The sequence below is a fragment of the Curtobacterium sp. ER1/6 genome (genome assembly GCF_001742745.1).
Lineage (GTDB): Bacteria > Actinomycetota > Actinomycetes > Actinomycetales > Microbacteriaceae > Curtobacterium > Curtobacterium citri.
This window is the reverse complement of the sequence record NZ_MJAK01000002.1, coordinates 177569-199233: the sequence shown is the minus strand read 5'-3', so window position 1 is coordinate 199233 and position 21665 is coordinate 177569. Positions and strand designations below refer to the sequence as shown.

Annotated in this window: 20 protein-coding genes; 16 read left to right on the top strand and 4 right to left on the bottom strand. The window is 73.2% G+C overall.

Going from position 1 to position 21665, the window contains the following annotated elements; all coding sequences use genetic code 11:
• Positions 1 to 78: 78 nt before the first annotated feature.
• The 5 genes from gatC to Cus16_RS05255 all read left to right on the top strand — a co-directional run bounded on the left by gatC (position 79) and on the right by Cus16_RS05255 (position 5361).
• Positions 79 to 378, top strand: a complete 300-nt coding sequence (gene gatC, locus Cus16_RS05275) for an Asp-tRNA(Asn)/Glu-tRNA(Gln) amidotransferase subunit GatC (RefSeq protein WP_069711598.1) — start codon at positions 79 to 81, stop codon at positions 376 to 378.
• Between the two features lie 11 nt (positions 379 to 389).
• Positions 390 to 1937, top strand: coding sequence for an Asp-tRNA(Asn)/Glu-tRNA(Gln) amidotransferase subunit GatA (gene gatA, locus Cus16_RS05270; RefSeq protein ID WP_069711597.1), 1548 nt, complete (start codon positions 390 to 392; stop codon positions 1935 to 1937).
• Positions 1937 to 3442, top strand: a complete 1506-nt coding sequence (gene gatB / locus Cus16_RS05265) for an Asp-tRNA(Asn)/Glu-tRNA(Gln) amidotransferase subunit GatB (protein WP_069711596.1) — start codon at positions 1937 to 1939, stop codon at positions 3440 to 3442. The genes gatA and gatB overlap by 1 nt, the downstream gene beginning before the upstream one ends.
• 117 nt (positions 3443 to 3559) lie before the next feature.
• Positions 3560 to 4645, top strand: a complete 1086-nt coding sequence (locus tag Cus16_RS05260; RefSeq protein ID WP_069711595.1) for a type III polyketide synthase — start codon at positions 3560 to 3562, stop codon at positions 4643 to 4645.
• Positions 4642 to 5361, top strand: a complete 720-nt coding sequence (locus tag Cus16_RS05255; protein WP_223246531.1) for a methyltransferase domain-containing protein — start codon at positions 4642 to 4644, stop codon at positions 5359 to 5361. The genes Cus16_RS05260 and Cus16_RS05255 overlap by 4 nt, the downstream gene beginning before the upstream one ends.
• A 33-nt stretch (positions 5362 to 5394) precedes the next feature.
• Here the strand turns inward: Cus16_RS05255 and Cus16_RS05250 are convergent, their stop codons facing one another.
• Positions 5395 to 6447, bottom strand: coding sequence for a zinc-dependent alcohol dehydrogenase family protein (locus Cus16_RS05250; protein ID WP_069711594.1), 1053 nt, complete (start codon positions 6445 to 6447; stop codon positions 5395 to 5397).
• A 93-nt stretch (positions 6448 to 6540) separates the two neighbouring features.
• Between Cus16_RS05250 and Cus16_RS05245 the strand changes: the two genes are divergently transcribed.
• The 9 genes from Cus16_RS05245 (at position 6541) to Cus16_RS05205 (ending at position 16677) form a co-directional block, all read left to right on the top strand.
• The gene (locus Cus16_RS05245) at positions 6541 to 7485 is read left to right on the top strand and encodes a DUF3097 domain-containing protein (protein ID WP_069711593.1); all 945 of its coding nucleotides are present in this window, start codon (positions 6541 to 6543) and stop codon (positions 7483 to 7485) included.
• Between the two features lie 486 nt (positions 7486 to 7971).
• Positions 7972 to 8622 (top strand): spermidine/putrescine ABC transporter substrate-binding protein, encoded by a 651-nt coding sequence (locus Cus16_RS05240; protein ID WP_069711592.1) that lies wholly within the window; start codon positions 7972 to 7974, stop codon positions 8620 to 8622.
• A 30-nt stretch (positions 8623 to 8652) separates the two neighbouring features.
• Positions 8653 to 9057: a DUF3054 domain-containing protein gene (locus tag Cus16_RS05235; protein WP_069711591.1), complete on the top strand. Its 405-nt coding sequence runs from the start codon at positions 8653 to 8655 to the stop codon at positions 9055 to 9057.
• A gap of 60 nt (positions 9058 to 9117) precedes the next feature.
• Positions 9118 to 10692: an inositol monophosphatase family protein gene (locus tag Cus16_RS15920; RefSeq protein ID WP_083263724.1), complete on the top strand. Its 1575-nt coding sequence runs from the start codon at positions 9118 to 9120 to the stop codon at positions 10690 to 10692.
• A 114-nt stretch (positions 10693 to 10806) separates the two neighbouring features.
• Positions 10807 to 11661, top strand: a complete 855-nt coding sequence (locus Cus16_RS05225) for a hypothetical protein (protein WP_069711590.1) — start codon at positions 10807 to 10809, stop codon at positions 11659 to 11661.
• 52 nt (positions 11662 to 11713) lie between these two features.
• Positions 11714 to 12802 (top strand): ATP-binding cassette domain-containing protein, encoded by a 1089-nt coding sequence (locus Cus16_RS05220; RefSeq protein ID WP_083263723.1) that lies wholly within the window; start codon positions 11714 to 11716, stop codon positions 12800 to 12802.
• Entirely contained in the window at positions 12799 to 13647 is an 849-nt protein-coding gene (locus Cus16_RS05215; RefSeq protein WP_411266602.1) for an ABC transporter permease, read from the top strand. The genes Cus16_RS05220 and Cus16_RS05215 overlap by 4 nt, the downstream gene beginning before the upstream one ends.
• Before the next feature lie 67 nt (positions 13648 to 13714).
• Positions 13715 to 15700: an amino acid permease gene (locus Cus16_RS05210; RefSeq protein WP_069711589.1), complete on the top strand. Its 1986-nt coding sequence runs from the start codon at positions 13715 to 13717 to the stop codon at positions 15698 to 15700.
• On the top strand, positions 15697 to 16677 hold the full coding sequence (locus Cus16_RS05205) for a DMT family transporter (RefSeq protein ID WP_083263722.1): 981 nt from the start codon (positions 15697 to 15699) through the stop codon (positions 16675 to 16677). Before Cus16_RS05210 ends, Cus16_RS05205 begins: the two co-directional genes overlap by 4 nt.
• Here Cus16_RS05205 and Cus16_RS05200 read toward each other — a convergent pair.
• Positions 16664 to 18346: a long-chain-fatty-acid--CoA ligase gene (locus tag Cus16_RS05200; RefSeq protein ID WP_069711588.1), complete on the bottom strand. Its 1683-nt coding sequence runs from the start codon at positions 18344 to 18346 to the stop codon at positions 16664 to 16666. The genes Cus16_RS05205 and Cus16_RS05200 overlap by 14 nt on opposite strands.
• 98 nt (positions 18347 to 18444) lie before the next feature.
• Here Cus16_RS05200 and Cus16_RS05195 point away from each other — a divergent pair, with 98 nt between their 5' ends.
• Positions 18445 to 19386: an oxygenase MpaB family protein gene (locus Cus16_RS05195; RefSeq protein ID WP_069711587.1), complete on the top strand. Its 942-nt coding sequence runs from the start codon at positions 18445 to 18447 to the stop codon at positions 19384 to 19386.
• 58 nt (positions 19387 to 19444) lie between these two features.
• Here the strand turns inward: Cus16_RS05195 and Cus16_RS05190 are convergent, their stop codons facing one another.
• Positions 19445 to 20428, bottom strand: coding sequence for an aldo/keto reductase (locus tag Cus16_RS05190; RefSeq protein ID WP_141718821.1), 984 nt, complete (start codon positions 20426 to 20428; stop codon positions 19445 to 19447).
• On the opposite strand from Cus16_RS05190, the gene Cus16_RS16585 reads away from it, so the two are divergent.
• Positions 20418 to 20564 carry a hypothetical protein gene (locus Cus16_RS16585; RefSeq protein ID WP_189319533.1) on the top strand — a complete coding sequence of 49 codons (147 nt, stop codon included), beginning with the start codon at positions 20418 to 20420 and terminating at the stop codon, positions 20562 to 20564. The genes Cus16_RS05190 and Cus16_RS16585 overlap by 11 nt on opposite strands.
• A gap of 103 nt (positions 20565 to 20667) precedes the next feature.
• Here the strand turns inward: Cus16_RS16585 and Cus16_RS05185 are convergent, their stop codons facing one another.
• A complete protein-coding gene (locus Cus16_RS05185; protein WP_069711586.1) occupies positions 20668 to 21234 on the bottom strand; it encodes a TIGR03086 family metal-binding protein in 567 nt (188 codons plus the stop codon).
• Positions 21235 to 21665: the final 431 nt, after the last annotated feature.

Below are 21665 nucleotides of genomic sequence, written 5' to 3'. Positions count from 1 at the left end.
GCCCGGCCCGACGTGGCGACGCCGCCGGAAGCGGCCAATAGACTGGTGCGCATTCCACGAACCGATCGACGGAGCACCATGCCTGACATCACGAGCGAGCAGGTCGCCCACCTGGCGGACCTCGCGCGCATCGCACTCACGCCAGACGAGATCGAGAAGCTGACCGGGGAGCTGGCGCACATCGTCGAGAGCGTCGCGAAGGTCGCCGAGGTCGCGACCGACGACGTGCCGGCGACGAGCCACCCCGTGCCGCTCGGCAACGTCACCCGACCCGACGTGGTGGGGCAGACGCTGACCCAGGAGCAGGCGCTGTCCGGCGCCCCGGACTCCGACGGCGAGCGGTTCCGCGTGACGGCCATCCTCGGCGAAGAACAGTAGGGCGGAAGACAGTGACCGACGACATCACCGGGCTGAGCGCCGCTGCGCTCGCCGACGCCCTCGTGGCCCGCGACGTCTCGAGCGTCGAGGCCACCCAGGCGCACCTCGACCGCATCGCTGCCGTCGACGGCGACGTGCACGCGTTCCTGCACGTCAACGAGCACGCCCTCGCGGTCGCGAAGTCGATCGACTCGCGCCGCGCCGCGGGTGACGACCTCGGGGCGCTCGCGGGCGTCCCGATCGCGATCAAGGACGTCCTGTGCACGCAGGACATGCCGACGACCTCGGGGTCGAAGATCCTCGAGGGCTGGCGTCCGCCGTACGACGCCACCCCCGTGGCGAAGCTCCGCGCCGCCGGCCTCGTGCCGCTCGGCAAGACCAACATGGACGAGTTCGCGATGGGCTCGACCACCGAGTTCTCGGCCTACGGCCCGACGCGCAACCCCTGGGACCTCGACCGGATCCCCGGCGGTTCCGGCGGTGGCTCGGCCGCCGCGGTCGCCGCGCACGAGGCACCGTTCGCCCTCGGCTCCGACACCGGTGGCTCGATCCGGCAGCCCGGCGCCGTGACCGGCACGGTCGGGGTCAAGCCGACCTACGGCGGCGTGAGCCGGTACGGCGCGATCGCCCTGGCCTCGTCGCTCGACCAGGTCGGTCCGGTCTCGCGCACCGTCCTCGACGCCGCGCTCCTGCACGACGTCATCGGCGGGCACGACCCGCGGGACTCCACGTCCATCCCCGACGCCTGGCCGTCGATGGCGGCAGCGGCGCGCGAAGGGCTGCAGGCCGACACGCTCCGTGGGCTCAAGGTCGGCGTGGTCAAGGAGCTGGCCGGGGGCGAGGGCTTCCAGGCCGGCGTGACGCAGCGCTTCCAGGAGACGGTGGCGCTGCTCGAGCAGGCGGGGGCCGAGGTCGTCGAGATCGACGCCCCGTCCTTCGCGTATGCCATCAGCGCGTACTACCTGATCCTGCCGGCCGAGGCCTCGTCGAACCTGGCGAAGTTCGACTCGGTGCGCTTCGGCCTCCGCGTCACGCCGGAGAACGGCGCGACCGTCGAGGACGTCATGGCCGCCACGCGGGAGGCCGGCTTCGGACCCGAGGTCAAGCGCCGCATCATCCTCGGCACCTACGCGCTGAGCGCCGGCTACTACGACGCCTACTACGGCTCCGCGCAGAAGGTCCGCACGCTGGTGCAGCGCGACTTCGCGGCCGCGTTCGACCAGGTCGACCTGCTCATCAGCCCGTCGGCGCCGACGACGGCCTTCCCGCTGGGGGAGCGCCTCGACGACCCGCTGTCGATGTACCTCAACGACCTCACGACGATCCCGGCGAACCTCGCGGGCGTCCCCGGCATGAGCATCCCGAACGGCCTCGCGCCCGAGGACTCGCTGCCGACCGGCGTGCAGCTGATGGCACCGCAGCGCGAGGACGCCCGGCTGTACCGCGCGGGTGCCGCCCTCGAGCGCCTGCTCGAGCAGCAGTGGGGTCGTCCGCTCATCGACAGCATCCCGGACCTCGACCAGTCTCAGCAGTCCGCTGCGCAGGAAGGTGTGATCTGATGGCGCAGAAGGACGCGCTGATGGACTTCGACGAGGCGCTCGAGCGCTTCGAGCCGGTGCTCGGCTTCGAGGTCCACGTCGAACTCGCGACGAAGACGAAGATGTTCTCGGACGCCCCGAACTTCTTCGGCGGCGAGCCCAACACGAACGTGACGCCGGTCGACCTCGGTCTGCCCGGATCGCTGCCGGTCGTCAACGAGCAGGCCGTGCGGTACTCCATCCAGCTCGGGCTCGCCCTCGGCTGCTCGATCGCCGAGTCCTCGCGGTTCGCCCGGAAGAACTACTACTACCCGGACAACCCGAAGAACTACCAGATCTCGCAGTTCGACGAGCCGATCGCGTTCGAGGGCGAGGTCGAGGTCGAGCTCGCCGACGGCACGATCTTCCAGGTGCCGATCGAGCGCGCCCACATGGAGGAGGACGCCGGCAAGCTGACGCACGTCGGCGGTGCCACCGGCCGCATCCAGGGCGCGGAGTACTCGCTCGTCGACTACAACCGCGCCGGTGTCCCGCTCGTCGAGATCGTCACGAAGCCGATCTTCGGCGCGAAGGACCGCGCGCCCGAGCTCGGGGCCGCCTACGTGCAGGTCATCCGCGACCTCGTGCGTGCCCTCGGGGTGTCCGAGGCGCGCATGGAGCGCGGCAACCTGCGCTGCGACGCGAACATCTCCCTGCGCCCGTGGGGCCAGGAGGAGCTCGGCACCCGGACCGAGACGAAGAACGTCAACTCGTTCCGCGCCGTGGAGCGCGCGATCCGCTACGAGATCCAGCGCCAGGCGGCGATCCTCGCCGCGGGTGGGACGATCACGCAGGAGACCCGGCACTGGCACGAGGACACCGGCCGCACCTCGGCCGGGCGCCCGAAGTCCGACGCCGACGACTACCGCTACTTCCCGGAGCCCGACCTGCTCCCGGTGGTGCCGGACCCGGCCGTCGTGGAGGAGCTCCGCGCCTCCCTGCCCGAGGCCCCGGTCGCGCGTCGCCGTCGCCTCAAGGGGGACTGGGGCTTCAGCGACCTCGAGTTCCAGGACGTCGTCAACGGCGGCCTGCTCGACGAGGTCGAGGCCACGGTCGCCGCCGGCGCCTCCCCGCAGGCCGCGCGCAAGTGGTGGACGGGCGAGATCAGCCGCGTGGCGAACGCGCAGGACGCCGCCGCGGGTGACCTCGTGTCGCCGCAGCACGTCGCCGAGACCATCGCGCTCGTGGAGTCGGGCGACCTGACCGACCGTCTGGCCCGACAGGTGCTCGAGGGTGTCATCGCGGGCGAGGGCTCGCCCGCGCAGGTCGTCGAGGCCCGCGGGCTCAAGGTCGTCTCGGACGACTCGGCCCTCACCGCAGCCGTCGACCAAGCCCTCGCCGCCCAGCCGGACGTGCTCGCCAAGATCCAGGACGGCAAGGTGCAGGCCGCCGGCGCGATCATCGGCGCGGTCATGAAGGCCATGCAGGGCCAGGCGGACGCCGCGCGCGTCCGCGAGCTGGTGCTGGAGCGCGCCCAGCAGGCGTAGCGCGACCAGCAGACGGAACGCGACCAGCAGCGGACGGGAGGCGCGGTGCCGGACGGCACCGCGCCTCCCGTCCCTCGTACCTGGGGACGTGACAGCGACCGGGTGACAGGATGGGTCGTGACCGCAACGATCCGCGCCATCGGGACCGCCGTCCCCACCACCACCCTCGACCAGGCGGCGGTGCGGGACCTCTTCGTCGGGCAGCCCGACCTCGGCCGCCTCGGCAGGCGCATCGTGCCCGCGGCCTTCGACGTCTCGGCGGTCGAGCACCGGCACACGGTGGTCGACGAGCTCGACGCGACGCGTCCGGGCGGCCTGTTCCGCGAGGACTCCGGCGCGCTCGTCTCGCCGTCCACCGGCACCCGGAACGACCGCTACCGGGACCTCGCGCCGGCCCTCTTCGTGGCCGCCGCACGCGACGCGGTCGAGCGGGCCGGCATCGAGCCCGAGCGGGTCACCCACCTCGTCACCGTGTCCTGCACCGGGTTCACGCAACCGGGACCCGACATCGACGTCGTCGAGCAGCTCGGTCTGCCGGCGGGGGTGTTCCGGCACCACATCGGCTTCATGGGGTGCTGCGCGGCGTTCCCGGCGCTCCGGATCGCGGCCGCGTTCACCGAGGCCGACCCGGACGCCGTCGTGCTCGTCGTCTGTGCCGAGCTCTGCACCCTGCACGTCCGTGCCTCGGACGACCCGGACCAGATCGTCGCGAACAGCGTCTTCGGCGACGGTGCCGCGGCGGTGGTCGTCGCGCAGGGCGGTCCCGGACTCCGGATCGAGCGCTTCGCCACGGCGACGGTGCCGGAGGGTGCGTCCGAGATGGCGTGGAACATCGGTGACGAGGGGTTCGAGATGGTCCTCTCGACGGCCGTCCCGAAGCTCGTCGGCGTGCACGTGCCCGCCGCCGTCACGTCGCTGCTCGGCGAGGGGGAGACCTTCGCCGACGTCCCCGTGTGGGCCGTGCACCCCGGCGGCCGTGCCATCCTCGACCGGGCGCAGGACGCCCTGGCGCTGCCGGACACGGCGGTCTCCTCGAGCCGTGCCGTCCTGCGCGACCACGGGAACATGTCGAGCGCGACGGTGCTCTTCGTGCTGCGCGACGCCGTCGAGCGCGGACTGCCGAGCGGCACCCCGCTGGCGGCGGTCGCGTTCGGGCCGGGCCTGACGGTGGAGAGCGCGAGGCTCACGGCGGTCGGCGCGTGACCGGCGGCGACCGGGACCCCGACCTGCGCGACGTCGACCTGAGCGTCCGGGACACCGAGCTGCAGGAGCTCATGGACGACCCCGCGTGCGACGCCCGTGCCCTCGACCGGACGTTCCGGCGGTTCGCCGTGGTGAACGCGCTGGTGAGCGGCTGGCGGGCGGTCTGGCGGACCCACGTCGTGCCGGCGCTGCCCCCGAGCGGGCGTGCGCGCGTGCTCGACCTCGGGTGCGGCGGCGGCGACCTCGCCCGCTCGCTCGTGCGGTGGGCCGGCAGCGACGGCTTCTCGGTCGAGGTCGTGGGCGTCGACCCCGACGAGCGGGCGATCACAGCGGCTCGGCGGTCGGCGCCCCGGGGCGTCACCTTCCGGCAGGCGTCGAGCACCGACCTCGTCGCTGCGGGGGAGCGCTTCGACGTGGTCGTGTCGAACCACGTGCTGCACCACCTCGACGACACGGCCCGTGTCGCGTTCCTCGCCGACTCCGAGCAGCTCGCGACCGGACGGAGCCTGCACTCCGACATCCGACGGTCACGGCAGGCGTACCGGGCCTACGCGCTGGCGTCCCCGCTCGTGTCGGCCGGCACCTTCGTCCGCGTCGACGGACTGCGCTCGATCCGCCGGTCGTTCACGGTGCCGGAGCTGCAGGGGGTGCTGCCCACGGGGTGGCGTGCCGAGCGGGCGGCCCCGCACCGGGTGCTCGCGGTGCGGGACGCCTGAGGGCCGGACCGCCGCGCTCGGGGTGCTCGGTCCCTACGGGCGCAGCAGCACCTTGATCGCGCGCCGCTCGTCCATCGCCGCGTACGCCTCCGCCGCCTGCTCGAGGGGCAGCTCGAGGTCGAACACCCGGCCCGGGTCGATCGCTCGCGAGAGCACGTCGGGCAGCAACTCCTCGATGTAGGCACGCGCCGGAGCCATGCCGCCGCCGACGGTGATGTTCTTCGCGAACAGGAACGGCATCGGCAGCTCGGGATCGCCCGCGGGCACGCCGACGTAGCCGACCGCGCCACCGGGCCGGACGACGCGGAGTGCCTGGTCCATGCTCTCGGCGGTGCCGACGGCCTCGAGCGCGCAGTCGGCGAGGTCGCCGCCGAGCAGCTCGCGCACCGCGGCGACGCCCTCGTCGCTGCGGGTCTCGACGACGTCGGTCGCCCCGAACTCGCGCGCGAGCGCCTGGCGGTCGGCGTGCCGGCTCATCGCGATGATGCGCTCGGCGCCCAGTCGCGACGCCGCGAGCACGGCGGACAGGCCCACCGCGCCGTCGCCGACGACCACGACGGTCTTGCCGGGGCCGACACCGGCCGAGACGGCGGCGTGGTGCCCGGTGGAGAACACGTCGGACAGGGTGAGGAGCGACGGCACCAGGTCGTCGTCCACCGGGCCCGGCACGCGGACGAGCGTCGCCGCGGCGTCGGGCACCCGGACGTACTCGGCCTGGGCGCCGCCGAGCGGGTGGCCGTAGGCGTCCGGCGTGACGCCGAACGTGGAGCCGTGGTCGCAGCCGCTCGTCATGCCGTGCGTGCAGGCCTGGCAGGTGCCGTCGTTCGTGGTGAACGGCGCGATGACGAAGTCGCCGATCGACAGGTCCGTGACGTCCGCGCCGACGGACTCGACGACGCCGACGAACTCGTGGCCGATGGCGCGCGGCTCCTTCGTGTCGCGGACGCCGCGGTAGGGCCAGAGGTCCGAGCCGCAGACGCAGGCCGCGGTGACCTTGACGACGGCGTCGGTGGGATCGATGAGGACGGGGGCGTCACGCTCCTCGACGCGGATGTCGCGAGGGGCGTGGATGACGGTTGCGCGCACGGTGGTGCCTTCCGGTCGGGGTGGTCGCGGCGCGTACGGGACGCGCCAGGGATCCGGCGCCGTTGCGGGACCCGTCGACACTACGCTTCCCGGGTGGACGACGACCGGTACGGCAGCGACGTGCTCTCGGGCGACTGGCGCGCGAAGGGCGTGAAGAAGGTGCGGCAGGTGCCGCTCGAGCGCGACATGGTCCTCGAGGACCCGGACTCCGGCTGGGCCGGGGCCGTCGTGGGGCTCGAGGCGGGCAACGTCTCCCTCGAGGACTGGAAGGGCCGCACCCGCGCCTTCCCCTTCACCGGGCAGTTCCTGCTCGAGGGCGAGCTCGTCACGCTCGGCCGCCCGCAGGCCCCGGTCGGTCGGTCTGCCGCGGCACCCGCCGGGCCGGCCGGTCGGATCGGTGCCGTCCACTCGGACTGGAGGCCCGGCTCGGCTCCGGCGGTCCGCCAGGCCTCCGGCGGTGGTCGCCTCCGCACCGCCTCCGGCTCGTTCGCCGTCGAGTCGCAACGTGCTCGCGTCGCCTTGCCCTCCCGGATCATGGTCGAGGGCCGGCACGACGCCGAGCTCGTGGAGAAGGTGTGGGGAACGGACCTGCGCGTCGAGGGTGTCGTCGTCGAGTACCTCGAGGGTGTCGACAACCTCGCCGACGTGCTCGACGAGTTCCGCCCCGACCGTTCCCGCCGCGTGGGCGTCCTGGTCGACCACCTCGTGCCCGGGTCGAAGGAGTCCCGCTTCGCCGACGCCGTGATGCGCGGGAAGTGGGGCGCGCACGTGCTCGTGGTCGGGCACCCGTTCGTCGACGTCTGGCAGTCGGTGAAGCCCGCGCGCCTCGGGCTCGAGGCGTGGCCGACGATCCCGCGCTCGATCGAGTGGAAGAAGGGCATCCTGCAGCACCTCGGGTGGCCGGCCGAGGACCAGGCCGACGTCGCCCGGGCGTGGCAGCGGATCCTCGGGCAGGTGCGGACCTTCGCCGACCTCGAGCCGCAGTTGCTCGGCCGGGTCGAGGAGCTCATCGACTTCGTGACGGAACCGCAGGGCTGAGGACCCGACCACCTCGAGACGCGTGCCGCGCGTCCGGCGGCGCCGCGCCTCCCGTCCGTTCCCCGACGCGCGAGCGGGCGGTCCCTGCTGGTCCCCACGCGCCTCCCGTCCCGTTCCCGCCCGCTCGTCGGCGTTGCGGGCGTGTTGCGTGCGCTCCCGCGCCGAGCGGGCGGATCGCGCGCCGGCGAGCCGACAGCGGGGTCCGCTTCCGCCCGCTCGTGGGTGGTGCGGGCGCATGGGGGTGCGGTCCTGCGCCGAGCGGGCGGTTCCTGCGGGGCCGTGCGTGCCTCCTGTTCCGTTTCCGCCCGCCCGGGGACGGGGACGGGAACGGACACGGCGACGAGCCCGACGGGGGCAGCGCCGCGTCGCGGACAGCGTCCTGCGTCGGGCGGGCGGAACCTGATTGGTGCCCGCGCCTCCCCTCCCGTTTCCGCCCGCTCGCGCGCGGCCCGGGGTGATCGCGGCCGCCCGGCCTAGTGTTGAGGGATGGACGGCATCGACGGGCGTGTGCGGGGCGCCGTCGACCTCTGGCTCCGCTGGCTGCCGCGGTGGCAGATCGGCACCGCCCGTCCCCGGACCCGGATCTGCCGGAAGTGCACGGGGTCGCCGATCGCGACGGCCGCGGGCTTCGGGCCGGACGTGCCGCACGCCGTGCAGCACGCACTCATCGGTCGGATCTCGACCATCGTCGAGGACGCCGTCGACGAGTACACGGCGAGGAACCTGCCGCTGCTGCAACGGGAGCTCGAACGCGCCGCGGCACGGAAGCGGCACGCGGGATACCAGCCGACCGAGGGCCTGTCGCCCGAGTTCCAGGGCCTCGACGTCGACCCGGAGCCGTCGCCCGGCGAGCCGTTCCTCTTCACCCTCGACGAGCTCACCGGCACCGGTGCGGGGCAGCAGGAGCCGCGCGAGCCGCTGTCCGACGAGGCGAAGGCCGCGCTCCGGCACGAGATCGCCCTGTCGGACGAGTGCGCCCGCGCGACGGGGACGGCGGTGTGCCTGGCGCTCGTGGAGCACCGGCCGCGGATCGCCGAGGCCGTGGAGCGCCTCGTCGAGCCGCAGATCGCCGCGCTCGTCTCGGACATGTTCCGCGGGTTCGACGGCCCGGAGGCGGGACGCGACGGCCTGTTCTGAGGGCGCCCGGCGGAGTGGGACGATGGACTCGTGACTCGCACCCGGGGCTGGCTCGCAGCCGTCGTCGACATCGTCCTCATCGTCGCGTTCGCGCTGATCGGGCGGTCGTCCCACGCCGAGGCCGCATCGCCGATCGGGCTCTGGACGACGGCGTACCCGTTCCTGGCCGGCTGGGCGGTCGGCTGGCTGGTCGTGCGCGGGTGGACCCGTCCGCTGCGCCTGTGGCCCACCGGCGTCGTCGTCTGGGTGGCCGCGGTCGCGATCGGGATGCTGCTCCGGGTGCTGACCGGGCAGGGCGACGTCGCCGGGGACCCGCTGCCGCTGTCCTTCGTCATCGTCGCGACGATCTCGCTCGCGGTGTTCCTGCTCGGGTGGCGTGCGGTCGTCCGCCTGGTCGCCGCCCGCTCGGCTCGACGGGGTCGCGGCCGGGTCTGATCCGGACCGCGTTCACCCGCTGGTCACCCGGAGGCCACCCCGGCCCGACAGCATGCCGGGATGACGACGCTCGACCAGGCCACCGTCGGACCGGACCGCGACGGACGCGGCGCACGGACCCTCCCGCGGCTCGTGGCTCGTCGGGGCGCTCCCCGGGTCCGGCGCGAGGACACGCTGCCGGCGATCGCCGTCGCGGAGGCACTCGGCGCCGACGTCGTCGAGGTCGACGTCCGCCGCACGGCCGACGGCGTCGCGGTGCTGCTGCACGACGAGACCCTCGGACGGCTCTGGGGTGATCCCCGCCGGGTCGCGGACGTCCCCTGGTGCGACGTCGCCCGTCTGGGGAACGGGCTCGACCGGATCCCGCGCCTCGACGCCGTGCTCGAACGCCTCGACGGGTGCCGCTCCGCGTTGCTCCTCCGGATCGAGGACCCGGCGGACGCCCTCGTCGCCACGCGCACGGTCGCGGCGTCGACCTGGGACACGGCCGTGGCGTGGACCGGGACGCCGGAGGTGCTCGCCACGGTCCGGGCCGCGCTGCCCGACGCGGACACCTGGTTGCCCTGGGAGTCCCTCGCGGCGCCGACCGCGGACGACACGGAGGGCCTCGGGTCCACCACGCTCGTGGTCGACGACGTCTTCCTGACGCCGGACACCGTCCGGGCCGCGCACGAGGCCGGGATGGCGGTCGCGGTGCGGACGGTCGACGAGCCGGAACCGGTTCGGTGGGCCGCGCGCCTGGGCGCCGACCTCATCGCGACGGACGACGTCGCCTCCGCGCGGGCCGTGCTGGCCGGCGGTGAGCGGGACGGCTGGGCGCGACCCGACCGTGAGCCGACCGAGGAGGAGGTCGCGACGCGTGCACAGGCCCTCGCGCACCGGATCGCCCACGAGGTCATCGCCTTCACCCGCGAGCACCCGGTCGGTCGGGTGTCGTCCGGAGGTGTCCCCACCGCACCGGTCACCGACGTCGACCGGGCGGTCGAACGCCTCGTGCGCGCCCGCGTCCGGGCGGCCTTCCCGACGCACGGCTTCACCGGCGAGGAGTACGGGGACGCACCGGGCGACCGGTACCGCTGGTACCTCGACCCGGTCGACGGCACGACGAACCTGGTGAACGGGCTGCCCTGGACCGCGATGTCGCTCTGCCTGACCCGCGGCGGTCGCCCCGTGGTCGGTGTCGTCGCGGACCCGTGGCGCGGTGAGGTGCTCGAGGCCCGCCGGGGTCGCGGGGCGGTCGTCCGCGACGTCCCGCTCCGTCTCGACGACGCCCCGCGTGCGCTCGCCGGTGCCGTGGTCGGCGCCGAGTCCGGCGGTCCCGGTGCCTGGGCCGCGCTCGGTGCGCTCGCTGAGGCCCTGGCCGACCGGTCGTGCGCCGTCCGGGTGATGGGCTCGAGCACGCTGACGATCGCGCAGGTCGCGGCCGGCCGCGGGATCGGCGGGTGCGTCCCCGCGTTCGACCCGGTGGACCACGGGGCGGCCGTGCTGCTCGTGCTCGAGGCGGGCGGCGTCGTGCTGACCCGCGCCGGTTCCGTCGACGGCTTCCCGCGCGTCGGTGAACCGTTCCTGGTCGCGCACCCCGGCGCCGCGGACGAGCTGCACGCGGTGTGGACGAGCGCGCTCGGCAGTCGCTGACGCGGCTCTCGGCCAGTTCTGTGCAGGCGTACAGTCAGCGGTCGTCGTCGCTGCCTACGGTGGGGAGCGACGGACCGACCCGACCGGGTCGGACCGCACCGAAGGAGCAACGACATGGGTTTCCTCGACCGACTGCTCGGCCGACCCGAGCGTGACCGTGGCCAGCAGGACCAGTGGGGACAGCCCCAGCAGCAGCAGCCCCAGCAGGGCTACCGGTACGGGCAGCAGTCCTACCAGGTGCCGCCCGTGTCGCAGGGGCAGGGGCAGCAGTACGGCGGCCAGCAGTACGGCACGCCGCAGTGGGGCGGCCCCGCACCGGGGACCGGCCAGCAGGGCGCCGGGCAGCAGGGGGGCGCGTCCTCCGAAGACGAGCGCGCCGTCGAGCGGTACCGCTACCTGCTCCGCACGGCCCCGCCCGAGCGCATCGAGGAGGTCCACGCCGAGGCGTTCGCGACCCTGACGCCCGAGCAGCGCCGGATGGTCTACGACGAGTTCACCCGGAGCGCTCCCGACGGCGAAGCCCCGCGCGGCGACGACCCCCGGTCGCTCGCCCAGGCGGCGACCCGGTCCGAGATCCGGCAGCCCGGCTTCATGGAGCGCTCGCTCGGCGGCATGAACGGCGGCGGCATGGGCGGCGGCATGACGGGCCAGCGCGGCGGCGGTCCGTCGTTCGGTCGCATGATCGGTGCGTCGATCCTCGGTACGGTCGCCGGCTACGTCATCGGGTCGACGCTCATGAGCGCGTTCCTGCCCGACGCCGGATCGTTCGACGGCGGTACCGACGCTGCGGGCGACGGCGGTTCGGAGGACACTGGTGCCCACTCCGGTGACGGTGGCGCGGCCGACGGTGGCTCCGGCGACGCGGGCGCAGCCGACGGCGGCGGGTTCGAGAGCGCGGGCTGGGGCGACGGCGGAGGCGACTTCGGCGGCGGGTTCGGCGACTTCGGCGGTGGCGACTTCGACGTCTGAGTGACGTCGACGCTCCCGCCGCCCCACGACGACGTGGACGACGAGGAGCGACATGGCCATCATCGAAGCCTCCGGGCTGACCAAGACCTACCGATCACGGTCGGGTCCGGTGCACGCACTGGCCGGACTCGACCTCTCCGTCCCCGAGGGCACGGTGACGGCGTTGCTCGGCCCGAACGGCGCCGGCAAGACCACCACGGTGAAGGTGCTCACGACGCTCGTCGTGCCGGACAGCGGCCGGGCGACGATCGACGGCGTCGACGTCGTGGCAGAACCGCAGGCGACCCGCCGGTCGATCGGCGTGTCCGGGCAGTACGCCGCGGTCGACGAGAACCTGACCGGAGCCGAGAACCTCGAGATGGTGGGCCGGCTTTACCACCTCGGCCGGCGGGCGGCCCGGGCACGGGCCCGTGAGCTCATCGAGGTGTTCGACCTCGCCGAGGCCGGCGACCGTCCCGTCAAGGGCTTCTCCGGCGGCATGCGGCGGCGCATCGACCTCGCGGGGGCACTCGTGGCGAACCCGCGCGTGCTCTTCCTCGACGAGCCGACGACCGGGCTCGACCCCCGGAGCCGGCTCGCGCTCTGGGGGATCATCGAGGGGCTCGTCGCCGACGGCGCCACCGTGCTCCTCACCACGCAGTACCTGGAGGAGGCGGACCAGCTCGCGGACGACATCGCGGTCATCGACGACGGCCGGGTCATCGCCGAGGGCACCGCGGACCAGCTCAAGGCCCAGGTGGGCGGCCACCGGGTCGTCGTCACGCTGGTCGACGAGGACGACCGGGAGGCGGTGGTCACCACCCTGCGTCGGTACGGTGTGGGTGCCGTGGAGACCTCGGCGGACGGGCGCACCTCCGGCATCGCGGTGGACGCCGGACCCGCGGCGCTCCAGCGGGTGCTCGCCGACCTCGACGAGGCCGGCGTCCGGCTGCACGACGCCGGCATGCGGCGGCCGACACTCGACGACGTCTTCCTGCGCCTGACCGGACACGCGGCCACGGCCGTGGAAGGGGAGGCGTCGGACGCGACGGGCGGGACGGACGCGGGGCGGGCCTCCCGGCCGGGCCGACGCGACCGCGGTGGAGCCGACGCGGTCGCGAGCGGCGACACGACGGACGCGACGCCGGAGCGTGTGCGGTGACCGCCGTCGACGCACGGACCCGGCGGCAGCTGCCGGTGGTCGTGACCGCGCCGGTGGCGATCTGGTTCGAGGACGGCTGGACCGTCACGAAGCGGAACCTCACGAAGATCAAGCGCTCGCCGGACATGCTCGTGTTCGCCGTGCTCCAGCCGATCATGTTCGTGCTGCTCTTCAGCCAGGTGTACGGCGGGGCGATCCAGGTGCGGGGGACCGACTACACGCAGTTCCTCATGGCCGGGATCTTCGCGCAGACCGTCGTGTTCGGGGCGACGTTCTCCGGTTCCGCGATGGCACAGGACCTCAAGGAGGGGCTCGTCGACCGCTTCCGCACCCTGCCGATGGCGTCGTCCGCGGTGCTCGTCGGGCGCACGAACTCGGACCTCGTGCTCAACGCGATCTCGATGGTGATCATGATGCTGACCGGCCTGGCGGTCGGGTGGCGCGTGCAGTCGGCGCCGCACGAGTTCCTCGCCGGGATCGGCCTGCTGCTGCTGTTCAGCTACGCGTTCAGCTGGGTGATGGCGCTGCTCGGGATGAGCGTCCGGACGCCGGAGGTCATCAACAACGCGTCCTTCATGGTCCTGTTCCCGCTGACGTTCATCTCGAACGCGTTCGTCCCGAGCGACACCATGCCGCTCGTCCTGCGGGTCTTCGCCGAGTGGAACCCGGTCTCGTCGCTCGTGCAGGCCGCGCGCGAGCTGTTCGGCAACGTCGGCACCGCCCCGGTGCCCGACGTCTGGACGATGCAGCACCCCGTCGCGACCGTGCTCGTCGGCATCGCGGTGCTGCTCGTCGTGTTCGTGCCCCTGGCCGTGCGGAAGTACACGCGGATCAGCGCGGGGTGACGCACCGTCCACCGATCCTCGACCGGGGGTCCCGGAGCGTGGTCCGGACCGCTTACCATCGTCTCTCGTGACCGCGACCGAAGCCGAGCGCGCCGCCCAGCGCGGTGCCACCGAGCGACCCGCCGAGCGCCGCACCCGGCTGCGTGGCTGGATGCTGCACGGTGCCGACCAGGGGGCCTCGCACCAGGGCCCGCACCAGGTGGAGGTCGAGAAGACCCACTCGTGGTGGCGCGTGATGTGCCTGACCGGCGTCGACTACTTCTCGACGCTGGGCTACCAGCCCGCGATCGCGGCGCTCGCCGCGGGACTGCTGTCGCCGATCGCGACCATCGTGCTCGTGCTCGTGACGCTGTTCGGCGCGCTGCCCGTGTACCGCCGGGTGGCGTCGGACAGCTTCAAGGGCGCCGGCTCGATCATGATGCTCGAGAAGCTCCTGCCCTGGTGGGCCGGCAAGCTCTTCGTGCTCGTGCTGCTCGGGTTCGCGGTGACCGACTTCATGATCACGATGACGCTCTCGGCCGCCGACGCCACCGCGCACATCGCCGAGAACCCGTTCACGCCGCACTGGTTCACCGAGATCCCGGTGCCGATCACGCTCGTGCTGCTGCTCCTGCTCGGGATCGTCTTCCTCCGCGGGTTCAAGGAGGCCATCGGCATCGCCGTCGGGCTCGTCGCGGTGTTCCTCCTGCTGAACGCCGTCGTGATCGTCGTCGCGCTGTGGCACGTGTTCGAGCGCCCGGTCGTGGCCACCGACTGGTGGTCGAACCTGACCGCGCAGCACAGCAACCCGCTCGTCATGATCGGCATCGCGCTCGTGGTCTTCCCGAAGCTCGCGCTCGGTCTGTCCGGCTTCGAGACCGGTGTCGCGGTCATGCCGCAGGTGCGCGGCGGCGCGGGCGACGACCCGAGCGGTCGACCGGAGGGCCGGATCCGCGGGACGAAGCGGCTGCTCACGACCGCGGCGATCATCATGAGCACCTTCCTCATCACGTCGTCGATCGCCACCACGTTCCTCATCCCGCAGCAGGAGTTCCAGCCGGGCGGCGGCGCGAACGGTCGTGCGCTGGCGTTCCTCGCGCACGAGTACCTCGGCAACGTGTTCGGTTCGGTGTACGACTTCTCGACCGTCGCGATCCTCTGGTTCGCCGGCGCGAGCGCGATGGCGGGCCTCCTGAACCTCGTCCCGCGCTTCCTGCCGCGGTACGGCATGGCACCGCAGTGGGCCCGTGCGACCCGACCGCTCGTCATCATCTTCACGCTCATCGCCTTCGCGATCACGATCATCTTCGAGGCGAACGTCGACGCCCAGGGCGGCGCGTACGCGACCGGCGTCCTCGTGCTCATCACGAGTGCGGCGGTCGCGGTGACGCTGTCGGCCCGTCGCCGGCAGCAGAAGAAGCGCACGATCGGGTTCGGGATCATCGCGGTCGTCTTCGTGTACACGACGGTGGCGAACGTCATCGAGCGTCCCGACGGCGTCCGGATCGCCGCGGTCTTCATCATCGCCATCGTCGTGGTGTCGCTCGTGTCCCGGGTCCGGCGGTCGTTCGAGCTCCGGGCGTCGTCGATCGAGCTCGACGCGGTCGCGCGGCAGTTCATCGAGGCCGACGCCGACCAGTTCAGCTCGGTCTGCATCATCGCGAACGAGCCGGGTGCCGGCACCGCCGAGGCGTACCGGTCGAAGGGGCGTGAGGAACGCCGCGACTCGGGCATCCCGGCGCGCGTGCCGACGATGTTCCTCGAGGTCCTGCAGGCCGACTCCTCCGACTTCGAGGAGGACCTGGTGGTCGAGGGACACGTCGTCCAGGGACACCGCGTGCTCCGTGTCCGGTCCGGCAACGTCCCGAACACGATCGCGTCGACGCTGCTCGCCGTGCGCGACATCGCCGGCGTGGTGCCGAGCATCTACTTCGAGTGGAACGAGGGCAGTCCGATCAGGAACGCCCTGCGCTTCGTCTTCACCGGTGTCGGCGACGTCGCCCCGGTCACCCGTGAGGTCCTCCGCGAAGCCGAACCGGACGTGCACCGCAGGCCGACCGTCCACGTGTCGTGACGCCCGTGGCGGGCGGCGGGCGTGCCTCCCGTCCGGTCGTCGGCGGCTCGGCGGCGGTCCTCGTCGCCGCGACGGTGTGGGGCACGACGGGGACCGCGACGCACTTCGCGCCCGGGGTGCCGGCGTTCGTGTTCGGGGCGGTGACGTTCGGGTTCGGCGGCCTCCTGCTCGCCGCGACGACCGGTCGCGGCGCCGTCCGTGCCCTGGTGCAGCGCGGCACGCGTCGCTGGGTGGTCCTCGGTGCCGCGTCGCTCGTCGTGTACGCGGTCGCGTTCTACGCGGCGCTGGCGGAGGCCGGGGTCGCCCTCGGCACGACGGTGGCGATCGGGTCGTCGCCGCTGTTCGCGGGACTCGTCGAGTGGGCAGCGGACGGGAGGCGCGTCTCCGGCAGGTGGGTCGTCGCCACCCTGGTCAGCGTGGTCGGCATGGTCGTCGTGACGGTCGCGCGGTCGGAGGCGCCGGGCAGCGGCTCGCTGCCGCTCGGGCTCGGGAGCGCGCTGGTCGCCGGCCTGACGTACGCGACGTACTCGTGGGCGGTCGCGCGGGGGATGCACGCGGCAGGCTCGCCCGACGTGGCGGCGGTGGCCGCTCGTGCGTCCGTTCCCGGGCACGCCGTCGTCGGTGCGGTGTTCGGGCTGGCGGCGGTCCCGCTCGTGGTGGCGCTCGTGCTCCGGTGCACGGTCGGCGCCGGACCGGACGCGCTGGCTCCCACCCACTGGCCGGTGTTCGGGTACCTGGCGCTCGTCCCGACGGTGCTCGGGCACTCGCTCTACGCCGCCGGTCTCCGCCACGTCAGCGCCTCGGTCGCGACCCTGCTGTCGCTCTTCGAGCCGGTCGTGGCGGCGGTCCTCGCGGTGCTCGTCGTCGGTGAGCACCTCGGCGCGGTCGGCTGGGCCGGCATCGGGCTCGTGGTGGTCGGACTGGGGCTGCTCGCGCTGCCGGGTCGTCGGGCACCCGGCAGCGCTACCGCCCGGTGATCTGGTCGCGCACCTTGCGACGGAGGACCTTGCCGATCATCGACCGGGGCAGGTCCTCGACCACGACGATCCGCCGCGGCACCTTGTAGGCCGCGAGCTGGTCGCGGGACCATGCGCGCAGGGCCTCGGCGTCGAAGGTCGCCGGGTCCTTCGGCACGACGGCCGCGACGACCTGCTCGTTGCCGGACTGGGTGATGCCGACGACGGCGACCTCGCGGACGCTGGAGTGCTTGAGCAGGGCGTCCTCGACCTCGGACGGCGACACGTTGAAGCCGCCGGTGATGATGAGCTCCTTGAGCCGGTCCACGATGCTGACGAAGCCGTCGGCGTCGATCGACACGACGTCGCCCGTGCGGAACCAGCCGTCGGGCGTGAAGACCTCGTCGGTCGCCTCGGCCTTGCCCCAGTAGCCGCGGAACACCTGCGGGCCCTTGACCTGGAGTTCGCCGGCCTCGCCCGTGCCGAGCACCTTCGACGGGTCGTCCGGGTCGACCACGCGTGCCTCGGTGGAGGACAGCGGCAGGCCGATCGCGCCGAGTCGACGCTCGGGCGAGACCGGGTTCGCCATCAGGACGGGGGAGCACTCGGACAGCCCGTAGCCCTCGACGAGGTAGCCGCCGGTGCGGGCCTCCCACGGCTCGACGACGCTCTGCGACAGGGGCATGGCACCGGAGATGCCGATCTCGATGCCCTGCAGCGAGACCTTCGCCGAGTCGGCGGCGTGCTGCAGGCGCGTGTAGATCGGTGGCACGGCCGGCAGGAACGTCGGCGGGTGCTGCTTCATGGCCTTGAGGACGAGTGCCGGGTCGAACGCGGGGAAGAGCACGAGCCGTGAGGCCATGCTCATCGCGAAGGTCAGGCAGAGCGTCAGGCCGTACGCGTGGAACATCGGGAGCACCGCGTAGACGGTGTTGTCGCCCCGGCGGATCGTCGGGACCCAGGCCCGTGCCTGTGCGGCGTTCGCCAGGAGGTTGCGGTGGCTCAGCACGGCACCCTTCGGCACGCCGGTCGTCCCCGACGTGTACTGGATGAGCGCGACGTCGGTGGTCGCCGGGCGCGGGTGGCGCTTCGACAGCTTCCGGGTCGACGCCAGGTCCTCCCACTTCGTCGTGCCGCGGACCGTCGTCGTCAGCTTCGCGCGGGAGGCGCGGGCCTTCGCGACGGGGAGCGACAGGGCGATCCGGGTGGTGCGGGGCATCGCGCGGGTGAGGTCGACCGAGACGATCGCGTCGAGCGCGAGGTCGGCGGGGAAGTCCTGCAGCGTCGCGACGGACTTGTCCCAGGCGATGGCGACCTTCGCACCGTGGTCCTCGAACTGGTGCCGGAGTTCGCGCGCTGTGTAGAGCGGGTTGTGCTCGACGACGATCGCGCCGAGCCGGAGCACCGCGTAGAACGCCACGACGTGCTGGGGGCAGTTCGGCAGCACGATCGCCACGCGGTCGCCCGCACCGACGCCGAGCTTGCGGAGGCCGTTCGCCGCACGGAGGATCTGTTCCTCGAGGTCGGCGTACGACGTCGTCCTGCCGAAGAACTCGAGCGCCACCCTCCTCGGGAACTGCTGCGCGGATCCCTCCACGATGTCGTACAGCGAGCCCGTGGGCTCGTCGATGTCGTGCGGGACCCCCGGGGCGTACGAGGCAAGCCAGGGACGAGGCGTGTCGATGCTCACCCGGCCAACCTACCGGCGGGGCGGTCGGCATTGTCAGGGCCCACTGTCAGGGCCCATTGTCAGGGCCCACTGTCAGGGGCACGACGGACGATGGGTGCATGCCCTCCGTGTCCGACGCGTTCCGTTCCCGCCTCAACGACACCTTCACCAACGGCGCGACCGAGCGTCCCGCCTGGATCGACGAGCTCGAACAGGGCTCCGACGCCGGCTTCTTCGGCCCCGGGTCCGCCACCTGGGCCGTGCACGGCGGCAACCACACCGTGCTCGCCGGGGTCCGGGCGCTGCTCGTGCAGGCCCTGCACCCCGGGGCGCTCGCGGGCGTCGCCGACCACTCCCGCTACCGCGAGGACCCGTTCGGCCGGCTCGCCGGCACCATCCGCTGGATCTACACGGTGTCGCACGGCGACACGCAGCAGGCCACGCACGCCAGCCAGTGGGTGCGGAAGCTCCACGAGCGCGTCGTCGGCGAGTACGTCGACGGGCACGGGGTCACCCGGCCCTACGCCGCGAACGACCCGGACCTCGCGCGCTGGGTGCACCTCGCCTTCACGGACGCCTTCCTCCGGAGCGCACAGCTCTGGGGCGCCCCGATCCCCGGCGGCGCCGACGCGTACGTCCGCGAGTGGGCCACGGCCGGGCGGTTGATGGGCGTCGACGACGCGCCGGAGTCCGACGCCGAGCTCCGCGCGCAGATGAACGGGTACCTCGACCGCGGGGAGCTCAAGGCCGACGCCCGGACCCACGACGTCGTGCGGTTCATCAAGGACCCGCCGGTCGCCAAGCTGCTGCGGCCCGGGTACCGTGCCCTCTTCGACGGGGCGGTCGCCTCGCTCGACCCGCGCCACCGTTCGATGCTCGGGCTCCGGACGCCGGCCGTCGGCCCGGTGGAGCTGCCGGTCCGCCGGGTCGCGGGCGTGGTGCTCGACGGGATCGGCGCGGTGCTCGGCACCACGCCCGGCACGGAGCGCGCAGCGCTCGTGCGCATCGCGCGGCTGCGGGAGCAGACGGACAGCGGCGCGGACCTGGGCGCGACCGCGTGACGCAACGGGAGGCCCGGTGCCAGCTGGCACCGGGCCTCCCGTCCGTCACGGCGTGACGTCAGAAACCGGACGGCACCCGGGGCGTGTACGCGGACTCGAGTCGCGACACCTCGTCGTCGGTGAGGTCGATCGCGGTCGCGGCGACCGCGTCGTCGATGTGGTGCTCCTTGGTCGCACCGATGATCGGCGCGGTCACCGCGGGCTTCCCGGCGACCCACGCGAGGGCGATCTGCGCCATGCTCGCGCCCCGCGCCTCGGCGACCTGCTGCACCGCGTCGACGATCGCGCGGTTCGCGTCCTCGTCCTGGCGGTACAGCGTCTTGCCGAACTCGTCGGTGTCCGAGCGACTGCCCGACCCCTGCGCGTCCCACGGGCGGGTGACCTTGCCGCGGGCGAGCGGGCTCCACGGGATGACGCCGACACCCGTCGCCTGCGCGAACGGGTGCATCTCGCGCTCCTCCTCGCGCTCGAGCAGGTTGTACTGGTCCTGCATGCTGACGAACTTCGTCCAGCCGTGCAGCTCGGCGGCGTGCTGCATCTGCGCGAACTGCCACGTCCACATGCTGCTCGCGCCGATGTAGCGGGCCTTGCCGGCCTTGACGACGTCGTGCAGTGCCTCCATCGTCTCCTCGACCGGCGTGTGCGGGTCGAACCGGTGGATCTGGTACAGGTCGACGTAGTCCGTGCCCAGTCGGGTGAGCGAGGCGTCGATCTCGTGCATGATCGCGGCGCGCGAGAGGCCGGCGCCGTTCGGGCCCGGTCGCATGCGGTTGAAGACCTTCGTGAAGACCTGGACCGCTTCGCGCGGGGCGATCTCCTTGAGGAGCTGCCCGGTGATCTCCTCGCTCGAGCCCGCGGAGTACACGTTGGCGGTGTCGAACGAGGTGATGCCGGCCTCGTACGCACGGCGGACGAAGGGGCGGGCGGCGTCGATGTCGACGCTCCACGAGTGGGAGCCCTGGTCGGGGGCGCCGTAGGACATCATGCCGAGGACGATCCGGCTGATCTCGAGGCCCGTCCGCCCGAGCCGCGTGGTGGGCACGGCCGCGGGGCTCGTGCTGGCGTCGGCGCTGGCGCCGGTGCTGGCGCTGGCGCTGGCGCTGGTGCTCGCGCTGGCGCTGGCGCTGGTGTCGGGCTGGGCCGAGCGGGCGCTTCCTGCTGCCTGCGCGTCCGGGTGAGGAGCGTTTCCGCCCGCTGGTGTCGAGCGGGCGTTGTCTGCTGCGAATGCGTCGGTGTGAGGTGCGTTTCCGCCCGCTGGTGTCGAGCGGGCTTCTTCTGCGGTCATGCGTTCACCTTGGCATCGCGGCCTGTGACGGCGAGCAGGCGGACGAGGAGCGGTGCGTCCGCGTCCACCTCGACCGGGGCCGCGTAGAGCCCGGTCGCCGCGAGGTCCTCGATCTGCGGTTCGAAGTACTCCCACACGGCGCGGACGAGCTCGTCCGGCAGGGCCTCGTCCGTGCCGGTCGCGCGCGCGAGGTCCCAGGTGTGGATCGTGATGTCGCTCGTCTGCTCGGTGAGGTACTGGTCGGCGCGGACGACGTCCGTGCTCAGGTGCACGGGGGTGTCAGCGGGCGCATTCCGCCAGGCGTCGGAGGCTGCCGCCGCGAACTTCGCCCACTCGCCGGCGAGATCGCGGCCGATCGGTTCGAGGTCTGCTTCGGCCTGGGCGTAGTCGCAGCCGGTCAGGAGCTTCGGGATCCACCGCTGCTCGTCGATGACGTGCGTGACGAGGTGGCGGGTCGTCCACTCCGAGTCAGGAGTGGGTGCATCCCAGTCGGTCACGGCGACGATGCGGCGGCCGAACTCCTCGGCGGCGAGCGACTGCAGTGCGATCCAGTCGGTGGCCATGGTGGTGCTCCTCTTCGTCGGGACGGGTGCCGGGTGCAACTGCCCTCGCGGACGGGCGATTCCCGCGCTCGCGCTCGGGCTGGACGACACGCTACGCCCGCTCGGGGACGTGGAGGGGCCGGGCTGGCAGTGGTGGGGGATGGTCGGCGTCTCGGCGTCTCGGCGTCTCGGCGTCTCGGCGTCCGCGCGAGCGGGAGCGGGGGAGCGGAGCGGGCTCCGGGCGAGCGGGCGGGCGGTCCGTGCGCATTCGCGCGAGTCAGGGGCGCGCGATCCGCCCGCTCGGCGTGCGACGACGATCCCGCTCGGGCCGGGCGTCCGCGCTCGTGACGAGCTCCCGGAGTGTTCCCGGCAGCGGGCGGGATCCGTGCAGGGACACACGAGTGAGCCCCGCGTGGGCACCCGTGGAACGCCGAACGGCCCGGCTCCGTGGG

Coding starts and splice junctions, on each gene's coding strand:
- Cus16_RS05195 (WP_069711587.1), top strand. CDS start 18,445: ATGCCCTCCGTGTCCGACGCGTTCCGTTCCCGCCTCAACGACACCTTC.
- Cus16_RS05185 (WP_069711586.1), bottom strand. CDS start 21,234: ATGGCCACCGACTGGATCGCACTGCAGTCGCTCGCCGCCGAGGAGTTC.
- Cus16_RS05240 (WP_069711592.1), top strand. CDS start 7,972: ATGGACGGCATCGACGGGCGTGTGCGGGGCGCCGTCGACCTCTGGCTC.
- Cus16_RS05225 (WP_069711590.1), top strand. CDS start 10,807: ATGGGTTTCCTCGACCGACTGCTCGGCCGACCCGAGCGTGACCGTGGC.
- gatB (WP_069711596.1), top strand. CDS start 1,937: ATGGCGCAGAAGGACGCGCTGATGGACTTCGACGAGGCGCTCGAGCGC.
- gatC (WP_069711598.1), top strand. CDS start 79: ATGCCTGACATCACGAGCGAGCAGGTCGCCCACCTGGCGGACCTCGCG.
- Cus16_RS05220 (WP_083263723.1), top strand. CDS start 11,714: ATGGCCATCATCGAAGCCTCCGGGCTGACCAAGACCTACCGATCACGG.
- Cus16_RS15920 (WP_083263724.1), top strand. CDS start 9,118: ATGACGACGCTCGACCAGGCCACCGTCGGACCGGACCGCGACGGACGC.